The 20,192-nt window shown below is 59.6% G+C and carries 14 protein-coding genes; 10 read left to right on the forward strand and 4 right to left on the reverse strand.

Annotated elements, in window-relative coordinates; translation table 11 throughout:
- The first annotated feature begins 4 nt into the window (after positions 1 to 4).
- From VGG64_11185 to VGG64_11200, 4 genes are read left to right on the forward strand one after another with little or no spacing between them, the layout of a single operon-like run.
- Positions 5 to 3,640, forward strand: a complete 3,636-nt coding sequence (locus tag VGG64_11185) for a hypothetical protein (GenBank protein HEY1600160.1) — start codon at positions 5 to 7, stop codon at positions 3,638 to 3,640.
- Positions 3,637 to 4,461, forward strand: coding sequence for a hypothetical protein (locus VGG64_11190; protein HEY1600161.1), 825 nt, complete (start codon positions 3,637 to 3,639; stop codon positions 4,459 to 4,461). Before VGG64_11185 ends, VGG64_11190 begins: the two co-directional genes overlap by 4 nt.
- 41 nt (positions 4,462 to 4,502) lie before the next feature.
- Positions 4,503 to 5,558 (forward strand): prenyltransferase/squalene oxidase repeat-containing protein, encoded by a 1,056-nt coding sequence (locus tag VGG64_11195; protein HEY1600162.1) that lies wholly within the window; start codon positions 4,503 to 4,505, stop codon positions 5,556 to 5,558.
- A 45-nt stretch (positions 5,559 to 5,603) separates the two neighbouring features.
- Complete coding sequence (locus VGG64_11200; protein ID HEY1600163.1) at positions 5,604 to 6,773, forward strand: NPCBM/NEW2 domain-containing protein; 1,170 nt, start codon at positions 5,604 to 5,606, stop codon at positions 6,771 to 6,773.
- A 37-nt stretch (positions 6,774 to 6,810) separates the two neighbouring features.
- Here VGG64_11200 and VGG64_11205 read toward each other — a convergent pair whose 3' ends face one another.
- Entirely contained in the window at positions 6,811 to 8,016 is a 1,206-nt protein-coding gene (locus tag VGG64_11205; GenBank protein ID HEY1600164.1) for a 2,3-bisphosphoglycerate-independent phosphoglycerate mutase, read from the reverse strand.
- 17 nt (positions 8,017 to 8,033) lie between these two features.
- Between VGG64_11205 and VGG64_11210 the strand changes: the two genes are divergently transcribed.
- From VGG64_11210 to VGG64_11220, 3 genes are all read left to right on the forward strand, one after another.
- A complete protein-coding gene (locus VGG64_11210; protein HEY1600165.1) occupies positions 8,034 to 8,297 on the forward strand; it encodes a hypothetical protein in 264 nt (87 codons plus the stop codon).
- A 121-nt stretch (positions 8,298 to 8,418) separates the two neighbouring features.
- A complete protein-coding gene (locus VGG64_11215; protein HEY1600166.1) occupies positions 8,419 to 9,126 on the forward strand; it encodes a metal-dependent hydrolase in 708 nt (235 codons plus the stop codon).
- Between the two features lie 218 nt (positions 9,127 to 9,344).
- On the forward strand, positions 9,345 to 10,286 hold the full coding sequence (locus VGG64_11220) for a DUF6263 family protein (GenBank protein HEY1600167.1): 942 nt from the start codon (positions 9,345 to 9,347) through the stop codon (positions 10,284 to 10,286).
- 68 nt (positions 10,287 to 10,354) lie between these two features.
- Here the strand turns inward: VGG64_11220 and VGG64_11225 are convergent, their stop codons facing one another.
- Positions 10,355 to 10,762, reverse strand: coding sequence for an NUDIX domain-containing protein (locus tag VGG64_11225; GenBank protein ID HEY1600168.1), 408 nt, complete (start codon positions 10,760 to 10,762; stop codon positions 10,355 to 10,357).
- Between the two features lie 401 nt (positions 10,763 to 11,163).
- The gene (locus VGG64_11230; protein ID HEY1600169.1) at positions 11,164 to 11,970 is read right to left on the reverse strand and encodes a PEP-CTERM sorting domain-containing protein; all 807 of its coding nucleotides are present in this window, start codon (positions 11,968 to 11,970) and stop codon (positions 11,164 to 11,166) included.
- Positions 11,971 to 13,051: 1,081 nt separating this feature from the next.
- On the opposite strand from VGG64_11230, the gene VGG64_11235 reads away from it, so the two are divergent.
- The 3 genes from VGG64_11235 to VGG64_11245 all read left to right on the forward strand — a co-directional run bounded on the left by VGG64_11235 (position 13,052) and on the right by VGG64_11245 (position 17,526).
- Complete coding sequence (locus tag VGG64_11235) at positions 13,052 to 13,669, forward strand: class I SAM-dependent methyltransferase (protein ID HEY1600170.1); 618 nt, start codon at positions 13,052 to 13,054, stop codon at positions 13,667 to 13,669.
- 94 nt (positions 13,670 to 13,763) lie between these two features.
- Positions 13,764 to 16,076: a CehA/McbA family metallohydrolase gene (locus VGG64_11240; GenBank protein HEY1600171.1), complete on the forward strand. Its 2,313-nt coding sequence runs from the start codon at positions 13,764 to 13,766 to the stop codon at positions 16,074 to 16,076.
- Positions 16,077 to 16,632: 556 nt separating this feature from the next.
- Positions 16,633 to 17,526, forward strand: a complete 894-nt coding sequence (locus VGG64_11245; protein ID HEY1600172.1) for a hypothetical protein — start codon at positions 16,633 to 16,635, stop codon at positions 17,524 to 17,526.
- Between the two features lie 121 nt (positions 17,527 to 17,647).
- Here VGG64_11245 and VGG64_11250 read toward each other — a convergent pair whose 3' ends face one another.
- A complete protein-coding gene (locus VGG64_11250) occupies positions 17,648 to 19,603 on the reverse strand; it encodes a prenyltransferase/squalene oxidase repeat-containing protein (GenBank protein ID HEY1600173.1) in 1,956 nt (651 codons plus the stop codon).
- Positions 19,604 to 20,192 lie beyond the last annotated feature (589 nt).

Consider the following 20,192-nt stretch of genomic DNA (forward strand, 5'->3'; position numbering starts at 1 on the left):
TTTCATGCCTCATCCGCTCGAGCAAAAACTCGCGCGACTTCGCCGTCGGGCACGGCTTTATGTAGTCCTCAAAGCGGCATCGCGCGCCATACTCTTGGTCGTGGCCGTTACCTGCGTGCTGGCGCTGGCCGATGTGGCGTGTCATTTCCAGGATCGTGGACTCCGGGTCATCTTTTCGCTGGCCCTGCTAACGGCAACGGCCGCTGGGGTCCGTTGGATCGTGCGGGCGGTCCGCGAGAGTCGCTATCGCGACGTGCAGATTGCCCAACAGGTCGAGCAGTTCTATCCGGAATTGCGTGGTCGGCTCGCCAGCGCCATTGAATTTCTGCGCGACCGAGAGGATGATCCGTTGGCCGGTTCGGCCGAACTGCGGCGCGCCGTGATTAGCGATGCCACGGCCAACGTGCAAAGGTACGACTTACGGGCCACGCTCGACGCTCGCCCTGCCCGCCGCGCCGCCCTGACGGCTGCCTTGGCGATCGTGGCGGTCGTGCTGCTCGTCGCCATAGACGCCCCCGCGGCGCGAATCGCCGCGATCAGGCTGGTGAATCCACTCAGCAATGTCGAGTGGCCGCGTGTCAACCAACTGGCAATTCTCGATCCCGTCCTGCGGCTGCCGCAGGGACAGGATTTCGTGGTGCAGGCCGTCGACAGTAGCGGTGCCCCACTCCCTGACGATATAGCGGTTCAGTACCGTTGGGAAAACCCCGACGGCAGCGTGACTGAAGAGTCCGAACCGATGCAGTTGCTCGGCGACGTCGCACGCCACGAACGTTCAGGCGTCCATCGGCCGTTCGAATATCGCGCCGTGGGAGGGGACGATCGCCTCATGCCGTGGCAACAACTAGAAATTGTCGAGTCACCGGGGGTTCGCGACAGTTCTCTCACCTTGCACTTTCCTACCTATTCCGGCTGGCCGGATCGAACGGGCGAATTAAACGTACATGCGCTGATCGGTACAAAAATCGAGATCCGAGCCCAAGCCACCAAGGAACTGGAATCCGCGTCGGTGCGACTGGCAGACGAGCAGGAGATTCCCGCGGCACTGGCCGCCGACGGTCATAGCCTCTCCGTTCCGGCCGACTTCGAACACGAGTTCGTCATCAAGGGTTCGGGATCATATTGGTTTGACCTGGTGGATCGTGAAGGTTTCCACAGTGCCGCGTCGCCGAAATATGAGCTCCATGCGGTGCCCGACGCCGCGCCGTCTGTCGAGGTCGAACGTCCGCAGGCGAATATCCATGTCGCTTCCGATGCCACATTGCCGGTGTCGATCACCGCGCGAGATGACCTGGCGATTCACCGCATCACACTCAACTATCTGCGCTCTGACAAGAGCGAAGAAGGGGAGCAAACGCTGGAAATCGTTGCGGAACCGGAGCAAGTATCGGCCGAGGTAGCCGCCGCGTCCGCAGCCGACGGATATGCGGGCGATCGCCGGGCGCTCTCTTACCAGTGGGAGCTGAAGCCGCTGGGGCTCGATTCTGGCACGTATTTCACATTCCATGCAACGGTGGTCGACTACGCTGGGCAAACCGCCCAGAGCTTGTCCCGTCGCGTGACTGTGGTCACACCGGAAGAGATTCAAGATCGATTGGCCGAACGTCAATCCGTGATATTCAATGAGTTGGCACGCGTGCTGCTTTTGGAACAAACCGCGAGGTCGCACGTGGCCGGGCTGGAAGTTCAGCTTGATCAGACCGGCAAATTTCACAAGTCGGATATCGACGTTTTGCAAGGGGCGGGTCTGAATCAACAACAAGTCGAGCGCGAATTAACGAGCGAACGCGATGGAATACATGGCCAGATCGAAGGCTTTCTCGATGAGCTAACGATCAACAAAATCGATGGCCCGGACACTCACCGGCAGATGCTAAATGTGCTGAGCGAATTGGCGCGTCTGTCGCGAGGTCCGCTGCCGGATGCCGCGCACGAGTTGACATCCGCCTCCAAGGCGGCCCAGGTTGATTTGCAGGACACGTCCTCGCCTGACGTGCAACCTGCAAAACAGATTCGTACGGCGCTAAAGGCTGCCGGTCGAGCGCAGGATGACGTCGTCGATTCGCTCTCGCGCGTTATGGATGACATGAAGCAATGGGTGAACCACCGCCATTTTCATCGCGAAATCGGACAGGTGAGCAAAGCGCAGGAAGAGATGGCTGACGAGGCCGCCGCGTTGGGGCGTCAAACACTCTCTCGCGCGATCGAGGATCTCGATCCGCAGCAGCGGGCCGACCTGCAGAAGCTCGCCCAGCGACAGTTGGAGCTGGCGCGCCGACTGGAGCGACTCGAACAACGCATGGACGATGCCGTCGAGACGGCGCGGCAAGAAGATCCGCTTGCGGCTGATGGCATGACGGATGCCTTGGCGCACGCCCGCAGCCACGGCATTGCCGAGTCGATGATGCAATCGGGCCAGAATATAGAACAAAATAAAATTGGGCAGGCGGCAGAAGGTCAGCGCCGTGCAGCCGAAGAATTGCACGAGCTATTGAATATTCTATCCAACCGCCGCGAGCACGAACTCGGGCGCCTGGTCAAGAAGCTCCGCGAGGCGGAACAAAAGCTATCCACCCTGGCGGCCGAGCAACGAGGCCTCGCCAAGAAACTCCAGGCCAACCAGCAGGTGGACGAGGCCCAACGGCAGCGAGAATTACAGCGCCTTTCACGGCAGCAAGAGCAATTGCAACAGGAGGCGGCACGCTTCGCTCGATCGCTGGCGAGGCTGCAAGCTAATAAGGCAGGTGACAGCGTCGCAAATGCCGGCGCCAAGATGGAGCAGGGCACCAAAAGTGGCGATGCGGGCGACAATTCAACAGCCGCCGAGCAGGCCGCCGCCGCCGAACGAGATCTGGAGGAGGCTCAACAGAAGCTCGCCGCCCGGCGCCAACAGGCCGAGGTCGATTTGGCCCAAGAACAGTTGGCCCGCATGGAGGATGCCATCGCGAGTATGCACGAGCGGCAGGGATCGCTGGTCGGCGAGACGACGCACTATCAACAGCGGCAAGTCGAGCGTGGTCACTTGACTCGCGCCGAGTCCATCAGCGTGCGCGAGCTCGCTCGCGGGCAGGAGGCACTCCGCGACGAGTCGCAAGAATTGGCAAAAACGCTGGCCGGCGCTGAAGTGTTCCAATTCGTGTTAGAGCAAGCTGGGCAAGAGATGGATCGTGCTGGCGCTCGCTTGGATCGCCGCGACGTCGGTGATGAGACACTGCGTGCCGAATTGGCGGCGCTCGCTCACATCGAGCGGTTGCAGGCGGCGCTCAGTACTGATCCACAGCAACCGGTTGCTGAAGAGTCTCAAGACGAAGGAGAGGATAGCAGCGGGGGAGGAAAGAAGCCTCAGCCGAAGGTGCGTTCCGTCGCTGAGCTGAAACTTCTTAAGGCGGTGCAGGAGGAAATCAATGGTCGGACGCGGGCTCTCGATGAGGGCCGCCACCAATCTTCAAGTCGTTCTGACGAGCAGCAGCTGGAATACGCGGCGCTAAGCAAGGAGCAGGGACGGCTGGCCGACCTGATCGCGAACATGATCGAAGAGACCGCAGAGCGTCCGGAGGACGAACCGGATTCGTTGCCAGACGTTCGTGAGCCGTCCGCGTCCACGGCCGATCCCGAGCATGCGCAGGAGATGATCCCATGAGCGCATTGACTATTATCCGCGCGATCTGCGCCGCTGTGACCGCGATAATCGTTTGTGCGGGTGTCGAAACGTCGATCCAGGCAGAAGAAAAAGTCCCCGAACGCACAACCGTGGCGCAATCGCCAGAGGGCCGCAAAAAACTTGCGCTCGATGACGAGTTGCTCGAGGACCTGGGATCTGATTCTGCAGGCCTTGGTGAAACAACAGACGGCACCATGGAAGACAGGCCGCGACGAGCGCTCAAATCCAAACAAAATTCCGCAGGTGACGCACTCGACCAGGAATTGCTCAAAGGACTTGGAGACGGAGAAGATCTCGGCGAACCAGGGGTCGACAATCCACTGGCAAAACTGAATTCTGAAATGCGCGAGGTCGAGTCGCTCATTGCGCGGCATCGCGCGGACGTCCAGACTCAGCGGCGGCAAGCACAAATCGTCCGCAAGTTGGAAGAGCTAATAAGGCAGGCACAAAAGCAGCGCCAAGGGGGAAATAGTTCTTCATCCGGTGGCACCAACGGTAAGGCCGGCCAGCAAACGTCCGACCGCCGCGATGTTTCTCAGCCAGAAAGGGGCCCCGCTCATTCACAGCAATCGGGCGACGCGCCGGCGCGTGAAAGTACCAAGCAGGCGCGTGAAGATCAGGTCCGCAAACCCGATATGGCCGACATGCGCGATGTGCTCAAAGGCGTTTGGGGGCAGTTGCCCGAGCGGCAGCGGGAGCAGATGCTACAATCTTACGAAGAGCAGTTTTTGCCCAAGTATGAGCAGATGATTGCAGATTATTTCCGCTCGCTGGCGGACGAACAGCGGCAAAAGCGATAGTACGAGACGGAAGAGATGCTCTCGCGCGGAGGACGGGCATTGTGAAAGAAAATCTTCGACAAGGAGTCATTGCGGTTTTTGTTGCGAGCGCGCTTTTGGCGACACTCGGTAATATGCTGGTCGCCGCTGATCGCGATGACGACTCTGACCGCAGCGGTGTCGAGTTGATGACCCCCGCAACGCTGCACGCCGTTGATCGCGGACTGGCATATCTTTCCAAGCGGCAGCAAGACAACGGCTCGCTCGGATCTGGAGGCTGGAGCCACAACGTTGCCGTTTGTGCCCTTGCAGGACTCTCGTTCGTCGCATCGGGCAGCACGCCGGAAGAAGGACCCTACGGGAAGGATGTCGCGCGTGCCGTCGATTTCATTCTCGAAAACACGGGAGACGAAGGCTTCATCCACGTGCCGGATGATACCGGGCATGGCCCCATGTATGGTCACGGGTTTGCGACACTGTTTTTGTCTGAGACATACGGCATGACAAAACGCGCCGACGTGCGCGAGAAGCTGGCCAAGGCCGTTAATTTAATCGTTGATACGCAGAACGCCGAAGGGGGGTGGCGCTATCAACCTCAACGTCGCGACGCGGACATATCGGTGACAATATGCCAGGTGATGGCACTCCGCTCGGCCCGTAATGCGGGACTGTATGTGCCGCATACGACGATCGAGCGCTGCATCGAGTACGTCAAGCGCAGCCAGAACGCCGACGGCGGGTTCATGTACATGTTGCAGGGAGGTCCGAGCGCATTCCCACGATCGGCGGCCGGAGTGGTCGCTTTGTACAGCGCCGGTATTTACGATGGGCCGGCAATCAAAGGTGGTTTGAGCTACCTGATGGAGAGCCTGCCACGCGGCAACATTTTGGCCCGTGACAGCCATTATTTCTATGGCCACTACTACGCGGTTCAGGCAATGTGGCACTCCGGCGGCGATCGTTGGCGGCAGTGGTATCCGGCGATACGCGACGAATTGCTCGCACGGCAACGGGACGATGGTTCGTGGATGGACTCGATCTGCCCGGAGTACGGGAGTGCCATGGCCTGCATCATTTTGCAGATGCCGACAAACTATCTGCCCATTTTCCAGCGCTAAATGAAACGATTGCCGCCACGAGCTTCTTTACTCCGACCGTTTCATATGGCGTTGACGTTTGCGCTAGCACTGCTGGACAATTTGCAGCCGGCATTTGCACAGACCGATACTCTGATTCCGGTGCGAGGTTCGCGGACGGCGGCCGCGCTGGAGAGCATCTCGGCCGACGGCCACGCAGTGTTTGCTACCAGCGAATCATCGATGACCATCCCCTTGGCAGACGTGGTTCGCTGGGGCACATTTGTTGAGCCACAGGCCGGTATGCAAGTTCTGCTTGCCGGCGGAGGACTTATTGCCGCCGCAGAGGCGCACACCGAAAACGAACAGCTTCATATCGAATCGAGCCTACTGGGTGAACGTGTCATTCCTTTGGAATTCGTCGCGGGTATTATATTTCGCCCGCCTTACGATCCTCAACAACGCGACCGTCTGGTCAACCGCGTGCGGGAAAACTCCGCCCGCAACGACCAGTTGCTATTGGAAAACGGCGACGAACTACCCGGTACGGTCATTTCAATCGGTGACAAGGATGTCGATTTCGAGACTCAGGGAAAAAGAGTAACTGTCGAGCGATCGCGCATTGCGGCCGTGGGCTTCGATCCGACTATCGTTGCGGCAACTCCGATCGGCGGCCTGCACGTTCTGGCCGGCTTGCGCGACGGAAGCCGCTTGCTCATCAGCCAACTCGCGGGCACTGCGAAACAGATGAATTTCACGATGGCTGATCGAACTGTATGGACTCTGTCGGGTGATTCGCTGGTGGCATTACAGCCGCTATCCGGCAAGGCGAAGTTTTTGTCGGATCTAAAGGCCGAGGGCTACAAGCACCTGCCGTTCCTTAGCCAGTCATGGCCCTATCACAACGACGCGAACGTCGCCGGGACGCAATTACGGGCCGGCGGTCATCCATATGCCAAGGGCATTGGTATGCACAGCGCCGCGCGGCTGACCTATCGTCTCGACGGCCATTATCGTGCCTTCGCCGCCGACGTCGCGCTCGACGATCAGGTCAAGGGAAGTGGTGCGGCGATATTCGCGGTCTACATCGACGATAAGCTTGCCTGGAAGAGCAAAGTGGTTCGCGGAAACATGCAGCCAATCCCCGTGCAGATCAATACCGCAGGCGCGAAGCGGCTCAGTTTGCTCGTCGAATTCGCGGAGCGCGGGGACGAATTGGATCGCGCTAATTGGCTGGACGCGCGATTGGTCGATTAATACGGGATCCTCAGTTCTTGCCAGGCGGAGGATCGCCTTATGCCCCGTATTTTCCGAGTCGACCAGCATTGGCCAACGCCAAAGTCATCAGATACTTTGCCTCGAATTGCCCCAGCCCGCCGCGTAGGCACTCGCGTTCGCTAAAGGATTCCGACAGGTCGCTACGGCAGATGTCCGACAGCAGCAGTGTCGGCACCGGGTGCCAGCTGTGGTTGCGCAGCCGGCTAGGCGTGCTATGGTCGCCGGTAACGATCAGTACGGTGGGCTCGAGCGCCATGACGCGCGGCAACGAGGCATCCAACTCTTCGATTCGCTGCACCTTTGCCTGAAAGTTGCCGTCTTCCCCCGTGCTGTCGGTGTACTTGAAATGGAGAAAGAAGAAATCGAAGTTGTCCCACTGCTCTTCGAGCAGTGCCATCTGTTCATCTAGCGTTTGTGCGCTGCCGACCAATTGCATTCCGACGAGACGGGCCAATCCTTTGTACATCGGATACACTGCGATCGCGGCAGCTCGCAGGCCGTAGACATCCTCGAATGTCGGTAGCGACGGTCGTGCGGAAAAACCGCGCAATGTCAAACCGTTTGCCTTGGGTTGATCGGCGAGCAATCGCTGAGCCTGTGCCACAAACTCGGCGGCCACTTCGGCGGTTTTGGCGCTCTCGGGTCGGGATGGCTGCGGCGCCAAAGGCGCGACGCCAGTGGCCTGCGGATCTGTGTCGTGTACGTCGCCTCCCAATCCCGCGGCCCGAAATACAACGACGAAGCGATGTTCCTTCACCGGTTCGACAAATACTTCCAGGCCGGGAATCTTCACCTGTCGCAGTTTGATGGCCAGCGGAGCGCTTTCCTCGCTGCTGATCCGGCCGGCGCGCCGATCGCTGATCAGCCCGGCTTTGTCGAGCGTGCAAAAGTTGCCTCGTGCTGCCACATCGTTCGGCCCCAGCTCAAAGCCGATACCCGTGGCCTCGAGTGCTCCCCGGCCAATGACATATCGCAATGGGTCGTACCCGAACAAAGCCAAATGTCCGGGTCCACTTCCAGGAGTAATTCCCGGCTTGACGGGCGTGCTGAGCCCCAGGACTCCTCGCCGCGCCAGCACATCGAGCCGTGGCGTCAGGGCGGCCTCGAGTTCCGTCAGACCGCCCGATTCAAATGGCAGACCACCGAGTCCATCGGCCACAATCATCACGATCTTCGAGTCGTTCTGCGTGTGCAAGCTGCGCGTTAGTTCGTGCATGTCCATATTCAGTTCCTCGGTCAATGACAGCCAGTTGCCCCACCGCAGGAAGCGGCGGCCAGGCAGCCAATACTTCGCACAACGCGCCGTCGCGAGGTGTCGAAGCAATCGGCGGGCATGCAGCGATACGTGTGACGCCGGCGCATCCCAAGGGCGCGAGCGCGTCGGCGGCGTGCCTCCTTTGGTATCAGAATCGGCTCGCTTGGCAAGTCGAAATCCTGGAACCTCGGTCCGGCATCGAGTACCATCACGGCGGACCGGTCCGCCGCAAGCGTGCCATGGGCTGATACCCGGCGGACGCATCGGATTCTGCCAGCTTTAACACTGCGCCAGTGCAGGATTCTCTGAAATTGCCGGACGGCGACCGGAGATCGTACAGCATGATTTTTTGATTTTAGGACCGCAAGGATGGGAATTGAGCTCACTTGGCTAGGCCACGGGACTTGGTCGATCGTTGTAGAATCGAACAGCACGGGCAAGCACACTATTCTGCTCGATCCTTTTCTAGACGACTCTCCGTCCGCGCCTGTCAAGGCCGCCGATGTGGCGGCAGATTATATTCTGATTTCGCATGGGCACTTCGATCATGTGTCCGATGCGGCAAAAATCGCCAAGCGGACCGGGGCGCTTGTGATCTCGAACTTCGAGATCTGCGAGTGGTTGGCCAAGCAAGGAGTACAGCGTACGCATCCGCACAATTTGGGTGGCGGATCGTCACATGATTTCGGCCGAGTGCAACTAACGCTGGCGCATCATAGCTCGATGTTGCCCGATGGAGCGTACGGCGGCAATCCTGCGGGCTTTTTGCTGTCGACTGCGGGGCGCAAGGTGTATTTCGCGTGCGACACCGCACTGTTCTACGACATGAAGTTTATTGGCGAGCAGGGGATCGACGTGGCCGTGCTACCTATTGGCGACCAATTCACGATGGGGCCGGTGGACTCAATTCGCGCGATCCAACTCATTCAGCCGAAGATCGTAGTGCCTGCGCACTACGACACCTGGCCGCCGATCCATCAAAATGCCGCCGCCTGGGCCCAGCAGGTGCTCGCCGAGACCACGGCGGAGCCGCGCGTGATATCGCCCGGCGAGAAGATTGTCCTTAACGCATTGTAAGGAGTTTTGTCCAATCGATTGCGCGCCGCGATCAGCGCCGGCCAGCGGAGGTAAGTCAATGCTTAGTGGGGAGCTTGTGCGCTATTTCTTGCGTGCACGTGACGTCGGTTTTGCTGGTAACGGTGAAAGTTCGCTCCACCGGAATCTACTTTTTGGCTACAATTCTCTGCGTGGATCAAATTCGTCCTGTGAATATGTCCTGAACATGGGGGTGTCGTATGGCATGGCTGCAAGTTTCAAGCAGGGTCCGTGGAACCGTTGGCATTGTCATTCCCACGCTGGTTGTGATGGCCGCGGCGCACACCGCGATGGCCGAAACCGAATTGCGGTGGAAATTCAAGCAGGGAGACAAGACTCAGTACGAGATGAAGATGGAGATGACCCAGGATACCAAGGCGGGCGATACCCCCGTCCAAGCCAAAATGAGCCAGGTCATGGACATGACTTGGGAGGTCAAGAGCGTCGCTGACGATGGCACTGCCACGTTGCACCAGACGATCGACCGAATTCGGATGGAGATGACTATGCCCGCGGGGGCTGGGGCAGACTTCAAGTTTGATTCTCAGAATCCGGAGCAGGATAAAGTGCCTCCCGGCATCGCCAAAACTTTTGCCGCCATGGTGGGAAAGCCCTTCGTGCTGACGGTCACACCAAGCGGCGAAGTGAAGGACCTGAAATCTCCCGAAGGCATGGTGGCGGCTCTCAAGGGGAGCGCCGTCGGGGGCGCGGTGACCGAGGATTCCCTCAAGCAAATGATCAGTCAGAGCATGATGCCCTTTCCGGCCGAGGCGGTTTCCACAGGCGCGACCTGGGAAAAGTCGGCAGAACTCCCCGCACCCCCGTTTGGCAAGCAATTGACCAAAACAGAATACAAATTCGTGGGCGAAGAAACTCACGATGGAAAGAAGCTTGACAAGATCGACGTCACGTTAGACGCCAAATTCGAGACGAGTGAAAACGCGCCGACGAAGATGAAGATCAAGAGCAACGAGGCTGGCGGAGAGGTTCTGTGGGACAATGAGGCCGGCCACCCGGTGACATCCACGATCGACAGCAAAATGACGTTCGAACTTACGATCGGCGGCATGTCGATCGAGCAGGATGTGACGACCAAGGTGATGATGAATCTCGTCGCGCCGTCGAACGCTCGCGAGTTGTAGTGCGATCGATGAGAGATCGGTAACCGAATCCGCTGCCAGGTAGTTGTCCCACCCAAACGTGGCGTGGCCTACGGTCGGCTGCCGACGATTGCAAGCAGTCGGTCCAAGAGCGGGACCTGATCCGCGTGCAGAAACTGCTTGGCCAGGTCGAGCGAGACAAATTCCGCCCGGTCGACTTCCCAGCTTGCGCAGCGCGGTATCGCAGCGGGTGGTGCAGGTCCGGCAAAGCAAAAGATTTGCTTGCGGCTTTTCGTCAACGTGACCGAGCCCAGCGAGATAAGTCCGCCCGCCTCGACGCCGGTTTCCTCAGCGCACTCACGCCTCGCCGCCCGTTCAAGGTCTTCCCCTGCGTTGGGCAAACCTTTGGGAATGCTCCACGGCGCGCGGCGGTTGTAATTGCCCGATGGGTGGACGAGCAATACTTCCCAGTCGTCCTCGCCGTGCCGGTAGAGGAGCACGCCGGCAGATTGCTTCATGTCGGCAGTCTAGCAATCGCGGCGTCGCAGGATCAAACACAGAGATAAACAACGAGTGCGATTCGACGTGCAGCCCGATAGCAGCGAGCACCCGCCCTGACAGCAGAGCTATTCACGGTGCGTACTTCGTGGCCACGCACCGCCCACGAACATCAACAGGCCTAGGCAGACAAGCGGCCGAGGTCCGGAATCCGGCGCGGTCAATGCGTGTGAAATGTCAGGAGAGTTTCCGTTCATGAACTCCCTGCCCGCCCTCCCACCGGACCGGAGTCTGTCGCGTAACAGAACTCCGGTCGGCGTCCGCACCTAATGCGCTTCACACTTTGTCGCAGTAGAAAACAAAGATTCCATGCGACCATTTAGTAGCCTGACAGCCGTCCCTGGCTGATGACGTGTGCTTCCTACTTCCGGCGACGTCGTGCGGCCAACGCCAGCCCGACAACTCCGATTCCGGCCAACACCATCGTGCTAGGCTCTGGAATAAAGACCGAGGCATTACCGCCGAAAGTGCCCGCACCGGCAGCGGTGGCTGCGAGGAACAGCAGAGCCTGTTCATCGCCATTGGTGGCAAGACCGTTGCCGTCACCGGGCGTATTCCACGAGCTGAACGTCAGGGAGAAGTTCTTCTCGCCGTTGGCGAAGGTCAGAAAATCGGACGAATAGGTGACCACGACGCCTGCCGTTGCAGTGTCTGCCGTCATTTGTGGGGCACTGTTGCCCAAAATGCCGATCAAGGTCGAATTCGTAAAGGTGATCGTTAGCAGATTGTCCTTTGCGCCAAGACCTTCTCCGGCCGGCGTGTCGCGAATGAGGCTGATCGAGTTGGGGAGGGTGCCGGCGCCGGTGAATGTTTGCGTGGCGACCGTTCCACCGAAGCCGGTTATAACCGGACTAACGGTGCTCGACGTCATGCTCAGCGTGGCTTGTTGAACGCCCTGCAGGTCCGCGGGGAGCCCGCCCAGGGTGAGGTACGTAAAGTTGACAGGGATAGCGGCACCCAAGGGGCCACCCGTGGAAGTTCCGAAGTCTGTTTCTGGACTGTTTGTGTTCAGCGCGAACAGGTTGCCGCCCGGCGACGCCTCGGAGAATTGGGCGAAGCTCGCGGGAGTGGCACTAGCGGTTGACGCAGAGCCGATAACAATTGCGCCCGAGAAAATAGCGGCGCATAGACAGACAATTCGAGTGTCGAGCATCGAGAAAAACCTCACGGTGTGTACCTACCTAGTTGAATCCGAGTGACGTAAAGAGTGACTAACGCAACTCTTTTTCGGATTTCACTAGCTGGCCAACCGCGGGTTTTAGAAGAGCGGGCGCACGGTGTGCCCGACCGGGGCCGATTTTAGGGGTGCATTCCATTCCTGTCAACGAAAAACTCAATTGCTTTCAAGGGGCACCATCCGAGGTGCCAAGGGATGACGGGGCCCCGGTGAGTAGCCCCGTTGGCCATCCGGGCCCCAATCCTGATGATTTTTGGCCCGATTTCCGATCCCCTTCTTCTAGAGCCTGGGCGAGGCTTTGTCATGCCGTGCTCCAGGACGCCTCAGATCATCGGAGAAAGCCCCCAATTACCAGGCCGCATTTGGGCCTCTGACAACAAACTGATACGTCGAGGGGCCGGACTGGTCCGTGGTCGGCTGCTTTTCCAATCCTACAAAGCGTGGGGCAAGGCGGGGCGGTCTATACGTAAGCTGGGAAGGACGCGTCGCATTCCCAGCCTGCCAAACATCCCGAGTTTGGCATCTTTTGACCGGCAAGATGCTTGGCATGCCGTTCGCAAATAGGACGGCGGCAGCGCGGCTTGGCTAGGTAATCCGGCCGACAATGCGAACGCTCCTCCTGGCGCTCATTTGGCATCCGGACGGAACTAAAGCCTCTCGACACTAAATGCCCCTCAATAACTTTCAACATTCGCGCCTCGACGTGCGGTCACCCCTCTCAGGAGTCAATAATGTTTGCAACGCCCGGCTATGTAATTGCCCACAACTGTCCTGCAGGCCTGTGGCAGATCAGTTCCCCCTCGGGCCATGTTCTTTTCGAGTCTGCTTGTCGGGACGAGGTCGAGGCCATCTGTGTTCGCTTGAACCGGCGTCTTCGCCGCCGCCGAGCGCACCCCTCTCGATCGTCGCGGCCCCGCGTGGTATTTAGCGCGAAGCCTTGCGCTGCAGTCGATTTTGCAAAGGTGGTGGTTGCGCATGCCTTCGTCTAAGATTGCCGCACACGGTTTCGCCGATCAAAAGCCGGCCTGCACCGGTCCGTTATCCGTCGCGCCTGCACGCGTTGAGTGTTTTCATGGGAATCTACTCACGATTCATCTTGCCGCGGGTGCTAGAATTCGCCATGAGCCAGCCGCAGGTGATGCGCGAGCGCCCCACGGCTCTGGCCGAGGCGCATGGTGATGTGCTCGAGATCGGTTTCGGCACCGGTTTGAACCTGGCCTGTTATCCAGACGGAATTACGAGCCTCACGTTGCTCGATCCCGTGTCGATGCTCGACACTCGCGTCGCCGAGCGCATCGGAGCGGCCAAGATGCCGATCACCGTGGCTCGAGGGGATGGTGCCTCGCTCCCCTTCGACGCTGGTCGGTTCGACTGCGTGGCCAGCACATGGACGCTGTGTACGATCCCGGATGTCGAGGCGGCAATTCGAGAAATACGACGCGTATTGAAGCCGACGGGCCGCTATTTGTTTTTGGAACACGGCCTCAGCGTCGATCCGCGTGTGGCACGCTGGCAAGATCGGCTCGATCGCGTACACGGCCTCTTCACAGGCGGTTGCCACGTAAATCGTCCGATCGATCGCCTGATCACCGCGGCCGGACTATCGATCGAACGGCTCGATCGCTTCGTGCTGGCCCGTACGCCCCAGTATTTGGCCGCTCACTATCGAGGTATCGCAACAGTGGCATAAGCTTGCCAGCCAGAGTACAAAATGGCTGTGGAGCAATGTCCGGCCAGCGAACGCGGGTCGGTAGCTGCGCAATATCTCCGTGAGGAACCTGTCAATGAGCTTCGATCGAAATACGTATCTGCTACGCGCCGCGGGCATTCTTTCAGTTGTCGCGTTGGCAACGGCCGTGAGCGCGGTCGAGCCACTGCCGTTGGTCAGCGGCGTCGAGTTGCAGCCAGTTCGGGCGCAGGTAGATCGTGTTGCTCAAGCACTCGAGTTGGCAGGAGCACCGCTCACGCCCGAGCAGCAACAGTCGCTCAAAACGGCTTACGCTGAGCAGGATGCGGAGAAGAGCCTGGCCGAGATTCAGTCCGTTCTGGACCCGCTCTGCCTGGCGGGGGTCACGATCAATCCGGAAAGCCGCGTCAAGGTTGCCGCAGGGCAGGCTGAGAAGAATCTTGTGCAACACGGCTGGCGTGTGTTTCTCGTCAAAGTTGCCAACGAAGCCGGCGTTACGGCCCCGCTGCGCGTCACCAGCCCCAACGCTGCTAAACTTCACAAATCCTCTAGCGGCAATCCGGCGCCGCCCCAATCGATCACTCCACAGGATGTCGGCGAGCGATGGCTCGATGTGCAATTAACCACCTCTCAGCCTCTCAACAAGGAATTGTCGGGCTTGCCGCTCGAGTATCGATTGATCGAACTCTACAGTCGCGATGTCGGCCAGCGCGAAGCAAAGCTGATGTTCGACGTTGGGCAAGGAACCCAAGATCTTGGCTTTCGCAACGAGCTGAACGTCCTCTTTAATTGTGAGCCTGCCGTGCATGTGGCGTTGGAAGTTTTGGATGTCGACGGCCAGCCGACGACCGGGCAATTCGTCTTTCGTGACCAATTGGGGCGCGTTTATCCGTCTCGGGCGCGGCGCATGGCACCGGACCTCTTTTTCCACGATCAGATTTATCGCCACAGCGGCGAGACTGTGCTGCTGCCCCCCGGTAAGTTCACGGTGACCTATTCACGCGGGCCGGAGTATCGGATTCTAACTCGCGAGATCGAAGTTCCGCACGCAGCCACGCATCGCGAAAGCTTTCGCCTTGAGCGGTGGATCAAGCTGGCCGATCACCGATGGTATTCCGGCGATCATCACGTCCATAGCGCCGGTTGCGCGCACTACGAATCGCCAGCCGAAGGAGTGCAGCCCGAGGATATGATGCGGCATATTCAGGGCGAAGATCTGAATATCGGCTGCGTATTGTCGTGGGGACCGTGCTGGTATTTTCAGAAGCAGTATTTCGAAGGCAAAGTCAGCGCGCTCTCGACTCCTACCAACTTGATGCGATATGACGTCGAAGTTTCCGGGTTCCCTAGTTCGCACTGCGGCCATCTGTGCTTGCTGCGATTAAAGGAAGACGATTATCCCGGCACAACCAAGATCGAAGAGTGGCCCAGTTGGGATCTGCCTGTGTTGAAGTGGGGCAAAGAGCAGGGGGGCATCGTTGGCTACTCGCACAGCGGCTGGGGACTGCAAGTTCCGGCAACGACGCTACCCACCTACGACATGCCCCCCTTCGACGGCATCGGGGCGAACGAGTACATCGTGGACGTCGTTCACGATGCGTGCGACTTCATTTCCGCAGTCGACACCCCGTTCGTATGGGAAATGAACATCTGGTATCACACACTCAACTGCGGCTACACGTGTCGCATCAGTGGCGAGACGGACTTTCCCTGTATCTACGGCGAGCGTGTCGGGCTGGGCCGCGCCTATGTCAAACTGAAGGGGAGCGCCGACCAACCCCTCAATTACGACGAATGGGCCCTAGGTATTCGCGACGGTCGCAGCTATTGCACCGATGGGCTGGCGCATTTGTTCGACTTTACTGTCAACGATCTCGGGGTCGGCGAGCCTGGGGCCGGGGGCCGGGCCAGCAAGTTGGCCGTCAAGGCGGGCGACAAATTGCCAATACGCGTCCGCGCCGCGGCGATGCTTGAAGAAAAGCCGCGCGATGACATTCGCCGCCGCAAGCTTGATCAGAAGCCGTATTGGCATGTCGAGCGGGCTCGCGTCGGTGAATCGCGCAAAGTACCGGTCGAGTTGATTGTTAACGGTCGCGTCGTCGAAACACGCGAAATCGAGGCCGACGGTCACATCGCCGATTTGCAATTCGATTACGTCCCGCAAGCGTCTTGTTGGATCGCCCTGCGCGTCTTCGCCGCGGCGCATACAAATCCTGTGTTTGTCGAAGTCGACAAAAAGCCGATTTGTGCCAGTCGTCGCAGCGCGCAGTGGTGCCTCGATGCGGTCGACGTGTGCTGGAAGCAAAAGGTGCGCAATACGCGCGAAAGCGAGCAGCCCGCGGCCGCCGCGGCTTATGAGGTGGCGCGGCAGGCCTATCGCAAGGCTCTGGCCGAGGCGCCGGCCGAGTGAGACTCCTCCCCCGGGCAAGCGAATGACCTTTGTGCGAACCTGATATGCCCGACCGGTGTCGATTGTTCTGTCGGGTTAGCAGGCTGAATTCGTACCTTGACTGCGTCGGGTTAGACCAGCCAACAGCGAGAATTTGCTTGACCCTTTTGAGGGCGTTTGCATAGTATGCACTGGTCGCAGGTGTCGTGGGCTAACGTGGTCCCGACCGGACTAGAGGCCCGCCGAGAAGCCGGTTCTGGAATCGGCAGTCCAGCGGGGAGGCTCTAGAGGAAGGAGGTGGTCCCTATATGTGTAGTCCATTCCAGAGGTGGCTCGTCTGACGCATCAGCCGACGGGCTGCTGATGCTTCTTTCGGGAAGCGCGTCAGGCAGCCGATTCTGACGAGTCTTTAAGAAAGCAGCCGACCGTTCGCGGTCGGCTGCTTTCGTTTCATAAGCTCTATGCCCTCAGCCGCGCAATTTGCTTGCCGCACTGGCGGCATTTTGCGAGGATTGACAGCGAGGGCCGGTGTCAATTTAGGCATCGCAGCGATGCGAGGCCGAAGGAGTTCCTGCCGATGACGCGGTTCGCTTTCTCGTGGAGCAGCTTCCCGGGTGTCAACGCAGTGGTCTGTGGTGCGGTGATAGTTGGCATGTCCGCAGCGCAGGCGACGGCACAGTCTGCCGCTGCATCGCCGGCACAGGTTCGCAGCGGCGGACAAGCCGCTGTTGAGCGAATCGGGCGCACCGATCCGGCGATTCGCCTTGGGCTGGGCTCCTCCGCGGCCATATCGCCGGTGCCCCAACTGTCGTTCTATGCGTTCCCGTTCGTTTCGGTCTTCGGCCCGCCGGCGCCAAATCTAGGGTATCCCCAGCCCCTGGGTCATCAGATCATTCCGACTGGGCCTAATGGTTACATTTATCGACCGGTTGCGAACCTGGGCGATTTTCTCCAACGTGCCGTCGCGGCGCTACGTGAGGCGAATTATGCCCAAGTGCTGGTTGAGCTCGATCCGCTGTTGACAGAGACGCCGGACGATGGCGACGTGTGGCTGCTCCGCGCCCAGGCGATGTTCGGTCTGGCCGATTACGGCAAGGCGGCCGAATCGCTGCACGTGGCGTTACGGGTCTTGCCGCGTGAGGAATGGGGCCGGCCCATCGTCAAACGGCGCGACTATTTTCGCTCGCCGGAGGAATACACTGCCCGCCTGCGTGCGCTAGAAAGTTATGTCCGCCTGCATCCAGACGTCGGAGCCGGTCACTTTCTGCTGGGCTACCATTACGGGTACCTCGGCCGTGCGACGGAAGCCGAACGGGAGTTGCAAACGGCGCTCCAGCTCATGACCGGCAGTGACGAATTGGCCCACGCGCTGTTGGCCCCAGCCGCAGATACCTCAGCGGCGCCCAGGCCGCGACCGGGTCTGTTGCTAGACGAAGAGTTGCCACGCACTCAAGGCCCGCGAGAGTTCTGAGGGACGCGAGAGCTCTGAGAGAAATGATAGATGATGAGGGCAAATTGATTAATAACGACTGCGCGCCATAAGAACGCGCCTCGGCCACTCATCAGTCATCATTGGGCACGCATCATTCTCTTCACTGCACGCCCTGCGGATACAGCGGCATGTGGCGATAGTAGATTTCGAGCATGTAGAGCGACAAGCAGGTCACGTACAGCCGTCCTCCCTGATCACGCACGGCCCAGGCATCTGGACTCTTGCCCTTCGGGTCCCAGCTTCCCTTCTCTGGTCCGTTCTTCTCCTGATTTTCGACGAGCATATGGGCTAGCGCATCGTTCCAGCGCTTCCAATGATCGCCGCCGAAGTGATGCATGACCTGCGTGCCGTAATACCAGTAGTAGACGTCGCGCTCTAACCAGGTGGGGAGATGGCTGCCAAGGTATTCGACGCCAGCCACTAGCTTCGGGTCGTACTGGGTCCAACCTAGATACTGTCGGCAGAGCAGCGCTTCGGCCGTCATCACGGGATCTGGATGCTGGCCGACCTGGTAGCCATACAGGACTCCGTCGGTCGTTACCTTGTCGAGATACGTGCCGACGCGATCAAGTGTCTCTTTGGGCACGTCCAGGCCGGCCATCCGCGCGCTCTGCAGGGCCATTACCATCCAGCCGGTTACCGAGGTGTCGCTGTCCATGCGCGGCCGATAGCGCCAGCCGCCAAGAGAATCTTGCGCCTCTACACAAAACTGCACGGCCTTTTCGGCCACCAGACGCAAGTGCGAATCTTTGGTCATGCCGTACAACTCGCAGACGGCGATCGTGCACTGGGCATGTGTATACAACCAGTCCTGGCGGTTCCCTTGATAGAAGTTGCCGTCAGGTGCCTGCACACTCAGTAGGTACTTAATTCCGTTAGCAACATTCTTCTTGTACTGCCCGGAATTATGCGTGTTGCCGTGCCCCTGAAATGCCAACAGCGCCATGGCTGTCGCGGCTTCGACGTTCTCATTGTAGGCGCCGCCGCTGTACGGGCCCTTCAGGCTCCATGATCCGTCGGGCCTTTGCTGCCGGGCGAGGAAGGCCAGCCCGCCCTGGACGCCCCCCTCCGTGATTGTGTTACCGCCATAGCGCCCCAGTAGCGATTGTCGGCTTCCTTCCTGCCGCCCGGAAAGTGCTAAGCCAATCGTCGGCGCCATTAGCGCCGCCGCGGCCGACGAGCCGTCGAGCGAGATCTCTGGCTGTTTGGGCGCGGCAAAAGGATCCTCGACCGAATTGAGATCCGTGGGCGTGATCATCATCTTGTCGGCATGATCCGGGGCGGTTGTGCCCGAATCGATCGTCGGGTCGAGCAGTTGGTCTCCTAGTCGATCGGAATAGATCGGATCGATCTCGAACGAGTCGCGGCCCAGATTCATGCGTGGCGCCGCAAAAATCAAACCTAGGATGATCAACATCAACATATGGACTAGGGCGCTTACCAGCCACGGTGGCGCTGCCCGGTAGGCCAAGTCCTCGAAGGAATCATCAGAGGTCTTATCATCCTTTCGACGTCCGGTTTCAGGCGGGATGACGCCGGCCGCCGGACGCGCCGTGGGCACGAGCGGAGCCTGGGCCGCTGTTGGATTCGTACGAGTGCCCGCAGGATCCGCAGCGCCGCTCGGCGCTGCGGTCCGCGAATTGGCCCCTTGAGAAATGTGGACTTCGGCAACTGTAACTTGCTGCATCGAGGCACGTGGATTTGCCCCTACGCGTGGCGGTGAGGGCGAGGCCGCCCGCACAGGTGCTACGCTGCCATTCGCGCCGCGCGGCATAGGCACCACAGGAGGCGCAGGCGGCGGTCCGACAGGCAGGCTGCCTGGGCTGGTGACGCCGACAGGAATCGATAACCAAACATTGCCTTTATCCGGGCCTGTGCTCGCCTGTGCGTCCGCGGCAGACGTACCACCCGACACTTGCTGGGAAGGCACGAGGGACGTGGCTGGCGGGCTGTGAACGTAGCCCGGCTGAGGTACGGACGGAGGCTCAGCGTAACCGCGCACCGGAGGCGCGGGCAGGGGCGGTCCTTGCAACGGCAAGGAGTCCGAATCCGCCATGAGCAAGTCCCTCTGTCCGAGTGCGGTCGCCCACGATCACTTTCAGCGACAACAGACGTGATTTGGCCGGCGTCGCGGACAGGCCGCACCTCATTAATGGGCCGAAACGGCCCACACATTCCACTGTACCAGCGTGCCTACGGTCGAGCAAGAAAGTACAAGCAGCAGAGCCATTTGCGGCGACCTGGCGAGCGAAATGCGCCTGCTGAAATGGGATCGCCCGGGCGGATTATACCAGCTGTGCCTAATGCCGGGCTCCAATCAAGCGCCCTGGGTCCGAATTTGTGCGCATATGAAGAACGATGTAGGCCTTTGGGTCATCATAGGAGCGGTGTAGAGACCGCATATGATGGCGGTGCGATGCCGAGGACCCTTTCATTGACGCAGCATTAATTCTCAACCGTTGCGACCTGATCGTGCGACGGATGTGTCTATGCGAGTCTGGACTCAACTGACACTCAACTGACGAAGTCCTGGCAATTCGGCCCCCGCCTTGCCCACTGCCGGTCGAGAGTGGTATACTTCCGCAGTCGCATGTCGTCGTCACTGTCCCCGACTGGGACTAGGCGACTGGCCAGCGACCACCTCA

This window comes from Pirellulales bacterium, assembly GCA_036490175.1.
In the GTDB taxonomy this organism is placed as follows: domain Bacteria; phylum Planctomycetota; class Planctomycetia; order Pirellulales; family JACPPG01; genus JACPPG01.

Coding starts and splice junctions, on each gene's coding strand:
- VGG64_11220 (HEY1600167.1), top strand. CDS start 9,345: ATGGCATGGCTGCAAGTTTCAAGCAGGGTCCGTGGAACCGTTGGCATT.
- VGG64_11190 (HEY1600161.1), top strand. CDS start 3,637: ATGAGCGCATTGACTATTATCCGCGCGATCTGCGCCGCTGTGACCGCG.
- VGG64_11225 (HEY1600168.1), bottom strand. CDS start 10,762: ATGAAGCAATCTGCCGGCGTGCTCCTCTACCGGCACGGCGAGGACGAC.
- VGG64_11205 (HEY1600164.1), bottom strand. CDS start 8,016: ATGGACATGCACGAACTAACGCGCAGCTTGCACACGCAGAACGACTCG.
- VGG64_11210 (HEY1600165.1), top strand. CDS start 8,034: ATGACAGCCAGTTGCCCCACCGCAGGAAGCGGCGGCCAGGCAGCCAAT.
- VGG64_11245 (HEY1600172.1), top strand. CDS start 16,633: ATGACGCGGTTCGCTTTCTCGTGGAGCAGCTTCCCGGGTGTCAACGCA.
- VGG64_11240 (HEY1600171.1), top strand. CDS start 13,764: ATGAGCTTCGATCGAAATACGTATCTGCTACGCGCCGCGGGCATTCTT.
- VGG64_11200 (HEY1600163.1), top strand. CDS start 5,604: ATGGCGTTGACGTTTGCGCTAGCACTGCTGGACAATTTGCAGCCGGCA.
- VGG64_11185 (HEY1600160.1), top strand. CDS start 5: ATGCCTCATCCGCTCGAGCAAAAACTCGCGCGACTTCGCCGTCGGGCA.
- VGG64_11250 (HEY1600173.1), bottom strand. CDS start 19,603: ATGGCGGATTCGGACTCCTTGCCGTTGCAAGGACCGCCCCTGCCCGCG.
- VGG64_11215 (HEY1600166.1), top strand. CDS start 8,419: ATGGGAATTGAGCTCACTTGGCTAGGCCACGGGACTTGGTCGATCGTT.
- VGG64_11235 (HEY1600170.1), top strand. CDS start 13,052: ATGGGAATCTACTCACGATTCATCTTGCCGCGGGTGCTAGAATTCGCC.